General features: G+C 67.9%; 6 protein-coding genes. 5 read left to right on the top strand and 1 reads right to left on the bottom strand.

Features of this window, described 5'->3' with window-relative positions:
* Positions 1-63 precede the first annotated feature (63 nt).
* The 3 genes from B2R83_RS01030 to B2R83_RS01020 are packed head-to-tail and all read left to right on the top strand — an operon-like array spanning position 64 to position 2146.
* Positions 64-294, top strand: coding sequence for a hypothetical protein (locus B2R83_RS01030; protein ID WP_292037820.1), 231 nt, complete (start codon positions 64-66; stop codon positions 292-294).
* A gap of 36 nt (positions 295-330) precedes the next feature.
* Positions 331-780, top strand: coding sequence for a hypothetical protein (locus B2R83_RS01025; RefSeq protein WP_292037818.1), 450 nt, complete (start codon positions 331-333; stop codon positions 778-780).
* A 16-nt stretch (positions 781-796) separates the two neighbouring features.
* Positions 797-2146 carry an erythromycin esterase family protein gene (locus tag B2R83_RS01020; RefSeq protein ID WP_292037817.1) on the top strand — a complete coding sequence of 450 codons (1350 nt, stop codon included), beginning with the start codon at positions 797-799 and terminating at the stop codon, positions 2144-2146.
* Positions 2147-2150: 4 nt separating this feature from the next.
* Here the strand turns inward: B2R83_RS01020 and B2R83_RS01015 are convergent, their stop codons facing one another.
* Positions 2151-4136 (bottom strand): diguanylate cyclase domain-containing protein, encoded by a 1986-nt coding sequence (locus B2R83_RS01015; RefSeq protein WP_292037815.1) that lies wholly within the window; start codon positions 4134-4136, stop codon positions 2151-2153.
* A 163-nt stretch (positions 4137-4299) separates the two neighbouring features.
* Here B2R83_RS01015 and B2R83_RS01010 point away from each other — a divergent pair, with 163 nt between their 5' ends.
* On the top strand, positions 4300-4779 hold the full coding sequence (locus B2R83_RS01010) for a (2Fe-2S)-binding protein (protein ID WP_027863559.1): 480 nt from the start codon (positions 4300-4302) through the stop codon (positions 4777-4779).
* Entirely contained in the window at positions 4776-7019 is a 2244-nt protein-coding gene (locus B2R83_RS01005; protein WP_292037814.1) for a xanthine dehydrogenase family protein molybdopterin-binding subunit, read from the top strand. The genes B2R83_RS01010 and B2R83_RS01005 overlap by 4 nt, the downstream gene beginning before the upstream one ends.
* Positions 7020-7038: the final 19 nt, after the last annotated feature.

Raw genomic sequence — 7038 nt, 5'->3', positions numbered from 1 at the left:
CAACCTTTTTTTATTTTAATTAAAAATTTTTTTATTTGTTTTTTTTTGGGAATGGACCCCCCCGTGACCGCACGCCACCTGACCCCGACGCTTCTGCTGCTGCCGGTGGGCGCACTGATCCTGGCCGGGTGCGCCCAGGGCAGCGCCCAGTCCCCGCAGGAGCAGCAGAACCCCGATGCCATTGAGGTGGTCGCCACCACCAACGTCTACCGTGACATTGCCCAGCGCATCGGCGCCGACCGCGTGCAGGCCACCGAGATCATCTCCTCCCCGGCCCAGGACCCGCACTCCTAGGAGGCGACCCACCGCCTGGAAGACAGTGCGGAACGCGTGCGCGAGCGCGCCCGGGCCGCGGCCGACGGCAGCAGCATGCGCGGCTACGAATCCGATACCAGCCGTTCGCCGGCGCGCTACAAGCGCTACGAGCCGGCCCGCGAGCTCGAGGCCGGGCAGCGTGCGCGCGGCGGACTGTCCGCGTGGCTGCGCGGCTCGCGCGCCAGCGCCCGGGACGAGCGCGGCCCCGACTATCTCGAAGGAGCCCATCCGGCCCTGGTGGGCGGCGGCGTGCTGGGCCTGCTCAGCCTGATGCGCCGCTCTCCGGGCGGCCTGCTGATCGGACTGGCCGGCCTGGCCCTGCTGTGGCAAGGCACGCGCGACAAGACCTACCGCGTCAGCGACAACATGCCGGCCCGGCTGCCGCAGATGAACCCGCAGGACGAGCATGGCCAGGCGCCGATGATCCCCCCAAGCGAGCAGTCCGGCAGCCGTTACCTGCACTGAGCGAGGCGATGCGTCCATGGCCAGCGTCACCGACCACGAAACCGGCGTCCTGCGTGCGGCCGCCCGGCCTCTCACGGGCAGCGCGTCCGACTACGACCCGCTCCTCGAGCTCGTCGGCGATGCGCGCTTCGTGCTGCTCGGCGAAGCCACCCATGGCAGCGCCGAGTTCTACGACGAGCGCGCGCGCATCACCCAGCGCCTGATCGAGGAAAAGGGCTTCACGGCGGTGGCGGTCGAAGCCGACTGGCCGGACGCCTGGCGCGTCAACCGCTACGTGCGCGGCGAAGGCGCGGACGCCGACGGGCGCGCCGCCTTGTCCGGCTTCGAACGCTTTCCCGCCTGGATGTGGAGGAATACCTCGGTACTGGCTTTCGTGGAGTGGCTGCGGGAGCGCAACGACGCCGCGGGCGCCGGGGGCGGCAAAGCCAAGGCCGGCTTCTACGGGCTCGACCTGTACAGCCTGTTCACCTCGATCCAGGAAGTCGTGCGCTACCTGGAAGGAGTCGACCCGGTCGCCGCCGAGGAAACCCGGCGCCGCTACGCCTGCTTCGACCACTACGACCAGGACAGCCAGCATTACGGCTATGCGGCCAGCGTCGGCCTGTCCGAGTCATGCCAGAAAGGCGTCAATGCGGCGTTGCAGGATCTGCAGCAGCGCGCCTTCGACTACATGCAGGCCGACGGCGCCAGCGCCGAAGATGCCTTCTTCTACGCCCAGCAGAACGCGCGCCTGGTGAAGAACGCCGAGGAGTACTACCGCACCATGTTCCGCGGGCGCATCTCGTCCTGGAACCTGCGCGACAGCCACATGGCCGAAACCCTCGACGCGCTCGCGCGGCACTTGTCGCGCGAGGGCAAGCCGGCCAAGATCGTCGTCTGGGAGCACAACTCGCACATCGGCGACGCGCGCGCCACCGAGATCGGGCGCCAGGGCGAATGGAACGTCGGCGAGCTGGCGCGCAAGGCCTATGGCCAGGATGTCTGCCTGATCGGTTTCACCACCTATGACGGCCGGGTGACGGCGGCATCGGAATGGGACGGCCCTGCCGAACACAAGCACGTCCGGCCCGGCATGCCCGGCAGCTACGAACACCTGCTGCACAGCGTCGGCATGGAGCGCTTCTTCCTGCCGCTGCGCGAGCCCGGCGCGGCGCGCGACCTGCTGATGGAAGAACGGCTGGAACGCGCCATCGGCGTGCTCTACCTGCCGCGCACCGAGCGCCAGAGCCACTACTTCATGGCCCAGCTGCCGCGCCAGTTCGATGCGGTGATCCACATCGACCGCAGCAGCGCGGTGACGCCGCTGGATGCGACGGGCGGCTGGCATTCGGACGAGCCGCCGGAGACCTATCCGCAGGGCTTGTAGGTTCTCAGCCTTCGAAGAAGGCGTAGCCGTTCCTGCCCTGCCCCTTCGCCAGGTACAGCGCGCTGTCGGCCGCCGCCAGCAGCTGCTCCTGGGGCTGGCGCGGCTGCGACAGCGCCACGCCGACGCTGGTCGAGACCTGTACCGGACCGGAGCTGGTGCGAAACGGCACCCGCATGCTTTCCACGATCTTCCCCGCGATGTGCTCGGCCTCGACGCGCGTGCCGATTTCTTCGAGGATGACCACGAACTCGTCGCCCGACAGGCGCGCCGGGGTGTCGGTGGCGCGCACGCCGGCGCTGAGGCGGCGCGCGAACTCCTTCAGCACTTCGTCGCCGATGCCGTGTCCATGGGTATCGTTGATCTTCTTGAAATGGTCGATGTCCAGGTAGGCCAGGGCCAGCGGCTTGCCGCTGCGGCGCGCGCGGTCGAGCGCGTGGTGCAGGGTCTCGCCGAACATGCGCCGGTTGGCGATGCCGGTCAGGGTGTCGACCCGCGCCAGCTGCTGCAGCTGCTCCTCGACTTCCTTCACGTGGGTCATGTCGTGCACCAGCGCGTACGCACCCGCCACGCTGCCGTCCGGCTGCTGGTCCGGGATATAGGTGGCCTGCAGGATGCGCGGTTCGCCCTGCACCCGAATGCGCACCTCGTGCGTCACCGCCTGCCCGCCGAAGGCCTGCTCCAGGTGCGGCGAGATGTCCGCCTCGGTTTCCGCACCCAGCAGTTTCGCCACCGGCATCCCGACCAGTTGCTCGGGCGTGATGCCGAACCACTTTTCATAGGTGGCGTTCCCGAAGCGGAAGCAGTGATGGCGGTCGATATAGGAAATCAGGACAGGCAGGTTGTCGGTGATCATGCGCAGGCGCCGCTCGCTGGCCGCCCGGTGGTTCTCGGCCAGCTCGCGCTCGGCCATCAGCGCATGGAAGGCCCACCCCAGTTCGCCGATTTCGTCCTTGCGCCCGTCGCGCAGCACGTCGATGTCGGCGCCGTCCTCGCGAATCGCGGCGACGTTGTCGCGCAGGTCCTGCAGCGGCGCCAGCAGCCGGAACACCAGCACCCAGGCCAGCAGGCCGGCAGCCAGCGCCAGGCCGCCGGCGCTGAAGAAGGCGTTGTGGCGCATCCTGTCCATCGGCGCAAAGGCCTCCGCGCTCGGATAGCGCGCCGCCAGGATCCATCCGGTGGAGCGCAGGCGCTTGTAGGCGTAGATCGAATCGATGCCGTCCTTGCTTTCGGTTTCGAGCCAGCCCTCGAAGCCGGCCAGGGCGCGGTCGGTGCCCTGGTTCACGCCGGGCGTGCTGCCGACGTGCTGGAACAGGCGCGATTCGTCGGGATGGTCGATGACCATGCCCTCGGCCGTCATCAGGAACAGGTAGCCGGTCTTGCCCGGCTTGAGGGTGCTGATCTGGCGCAGGAAGCCGGAACGCCGCAGGTCCACGCTGCCGGTCAGCACCGCCGCCACCTTGCCCGACTCGTCCAGTACCGGCGCGCTGAAGACCACGATGTGATTGCCCGTCAGGCGGCTGCGGATCGGCCGCGAGATCACGCCCTTGCGCGTCTGGAGCGTGCGCTCGAAGTAATCGGTGCCGCGCGCGTTGAGGGACGCCGCCCCGGGCAATTCGCGCACCGACAGGCGCAGCTCGCCGTCGGCATCGAAGACCACCAGGTTCAGGTATTCGTTGGCGTCCCAGAGCTTCATCTGGTCGGCAAGGAAAGCCCGCAGCCCGGTCCAGTCGGTGCGCAGCCGCGGCGGAATGCCGGCAGCGAGCGCTTCGACCTGCCCCAGCCGCTCGGCCAGGCGGTCGTCCATGAAGGAGGCCGCGCCGGACAGCAGGGTGTACTGCTGGTCGCCGATCACGCCCTTCATGTCGCGCTCGGCCACCGACAGCGTCGAGAGCGTTACCAGGAGGGTGGCAGCGAACACCAGTATGGCTGCCACCGAGGCCAGCCGCAGCTTGAGGTTCGCCGATGCCAGGCGTGGACCTTGTTGGGTCATGAAATATCACGAAACGGATCAGCAGGATGACAAAGTATTACACGTTCCTTGTATCCATACCGCTCCGTTAGACAGGCACCCGGTCAATATTGTTCAGACCGTTCGATTGGATTAGCATGTCGGATTCGCTCTTATTTCTTTCCCGCAAACCACGAGGCTCCGCATGAGTAAATACACGCTGCACATCAACGGCAAGACGCAGGCCGTGGAGGTCGAACCCGACACGCCGCTGCTGTGGGCCCTGCGGGACAGCCTCGGCCTGGTCGGCACCAAGTATGGCTGCGGCCTCGGCCAGTGCGGCGCGTGCACCGTGCACATCGACGGCGTGCCGGCGCGCGCCTGCCTGACGCCGGTATCCAGCCTGGGCAAGCAGAAGATCACCACCATCGAGGGCCTCGACCCGAAGGCGCAGCATCCGCTGCAGCTGGCCTGGCAGGAACTCGACGTGCCGCAATGCGGCTACTGCCAGTCGGGCCAGATCATGAGCGCCTGCCATCTGCTGAAGCAGCACCCGAAGCCGACCGATGCGCAGATCGACGAAGCGATGGCCGGCAACCTGTGCCGCTGCGCCACCTACACGCGCATCCGCGCCGGCATCCATCGCGCCGCCGAGATCGCTTCCACCGCAAAGGGCAAGAAATGAGCCGACTGAAGAGCGCACCGACCTCCCCTTCCCGCCGCAGCTTCCTGCGCACTTCCGCCGTTGGCGGCGCCTTCATGCTCGGCATGTCGGCCGAAGGCGTGCTGGCGGCGGCCGCGAACACGGCCGCCAGCGCCGATTTCACCCCGAACGCTTTCATTCGCATCGGCCGTGACGGACGCGTGACGCTCATCTCGAAGCAGCCCGAGATCGGGCAAGGCATCAAGACCTCGCTGCCGATGGTGATCGCCGAACAGCTCGAGGTGGATTGGAAGGACGTACGTGTCGTCCAGGGCGACCTCGACCCCGCCCTGTACGGCCCGCAGGGCGCCGGCGGCTCGACCTCGACCCCGAACAACTACGAGAACTTCCACCGCCTCGGCGCCGCCGCCCGCATGATGCTGGTGCAGGCCGCGGCCAATACCTGGAGCGTGCCGGTCTCCGAATGCGCAGCGGCCAAGGGCGCCGTCGTCCACGGCCAGAGCAAGCGCCGCCTCGCCTACGGCGCCCTGGTGGAAGCGGCGTCGAAGCTGCCGGTGCCCGATGCGAAGAGCGTGGTGCTGAAAGACCCGTCCACCTACAAGCTGCTGGGCACCCGCATCGGCGGCGTGGACAACGCGGCCATCGTTGCTGGCCGTCCGCTGTTCGGCATCGACGTACGCCTGCCCGGCATGCTGTACGCGGTGTATGCCAAGTGCCCGGTCTTCGGCGGCAAGCCCGTCAAGGCCAACCTGGATGCGATCAAGGCCATGCCGGGTGTGAAGGATGCCTTCATCGTCGAAGGCACCAGCAACCTGAACGGCCTGCGCCCGGGCGTGGCGATCGTCGCCACCTCGACCTGGGCCGCGCTGCGCGCCCGCCGCGAGCTGCAGGTGACGTGGGACGAAGGCGAAGGCGCGAACCACAGCTGGGCCGATTTCACGGCCCAGGCCCAGGCGGCGTCCAGCAAGGCCGGCGCCGCCACGGTACGCAAGGACGGCGACGTCCCGGGCGCACTGGGCAAGGCCGCCAAGGTGGTGGAAGCGGCCTACAGCTACCCCTTCATCTCGCACGCGAGCATGGAGCCGCAGAACTGCACCGCCTGGTTCAAGGAAGACGGCGCGCTGGAACTATGGGCGCCGACCCAGAATCCGGGCTCCGGCCAGGCCCTGGTGACATCGACCTTCGGCATCCCGAAAGAAAAAATCCTCCTCCACATCATCCGCAGCGGCGGCGGTTTCGGGCGCCGCCTGAGCTCGGACTTCATCGTCGAGGCGACCGCCATCGCGAAGCGGGTCGCGACGCCGGTCAAGCTGACCTGGACCCGCGAGGACGACCTGCAGCACGACCACTTCCGCCCGGGCGGCTTCCACTTCCTGCGCGGCGGTGTGGATGCTGCCGGCAAGGCGGTGGCCTGGCACAACCATTTCGTCACCTTCGCCAACCGCGTCGAGCGCGAGGGCAAGAGCGTCCTGCAACCGGGCAGCGGCGGCAACCTCTCGAGCGACGAATTCCCGGGCCGCTGGCTGGAGAACTGCCTGTTCGAGCAGACCATGCTGGAAACCCGGGTGCCGATGGGCCCCTGGCGCGCGCCGGGCAGCTGCGTGTTCTCCTGGGTGCTGCACAGCTTCATCGACGAGCTGGCGCATGCCGGCGGACGCGACCCGCTCGAGTTCCGCCTCGAGCTGTTGGGTAGCAAGGACCTGGTGCCGGCCAGCTTCGAACGCGGCCAGCCTTACGACGTCAAGCGCATGCGCAACGTGCTGGTCGAAGTGGCGCAACGCGCCGGCTGGGGCAAGAAGAGCTTCCCGCGCGGCCAGGGCCAGGGTATCGCCTTCCACTTCAGCCACCGCGGCTACGTGGCGCAGGTGGCCGAAGTGACCGTGTCTCGCGAGGGCAAGCTGAAGGTGGACCGGGTAGTGGTGGCGGCCGACGTCGGTTCGCAGATCGTCAACCTGTCGGGCGCCGAGAACCAGGTGGAAGGCTCGGTCATCGACGGCCTGTCGACCTTGATGTTCCCGGAGCTGAACATCGAGAAGGGCCGCATCGTGCAGAGCAACTTCCACGATTACGGGTTGCTGCGCATGCCGGACACCCCGACCAGGATCGAGACGCACTTCATCAAGACCGATAATCCGGTGACGGGCCTGGGCGAGCCCGCCCTGCCGCCGCTGGCGCCGGCCGTGTGCAACGCGATCTTTGCCGCGACCGGCAAGCGGGTGCGGCAGCTGCCACTGAGCAAGACCGACCTCAGCTGGAGCTGATGGTATAAGGGGCGCCGGA

Origin of the sequence: Massilia sp. UBA6681, assembly GCF_002454935.1 — a bacterium.
Lineage (GTDB): Bacteria > Pseudomonadota > Gammaproteobacteria > Burkholderiales > Burkholderiaceae_D > Telluria > Telluria varians.
This window is presented reverse-complemented; position numbering and strand designations above follow the sequence as displayed.

Bases quoted from the DNA above. Each gene is read 5' to 3' on its own strand.
- B2R83_RS01020 (WP_292037817.1), top strand. From the start codon at position 797: ATGGCCAGCGTCACCGACCACGAAACCGGCGTCCTGCGTGCGGCCGCC.
- B2R83_RS01005 (WP_292037814.1), top strand. From the start codon at position 4,776: ATGAGCCGACTGAAGAGCGCACCGACCTCCCCTTCCCGCCGCAGCTTC.
- B2R83_RS01015 (WP_292037815.1), bottom strand. From the start codon at position 4,136: ATGACCCAACAAGGTCCACGCCTGGCATCGGCGAACCTCAAGCTGCGG.
- B2R83_RS01010 (WP_027863559.1), top strand. From the start codon at position 4,300: ATGAGTAAATACACGCTGCACATCAACGGCAAGACGCAGGCCGTGGAG.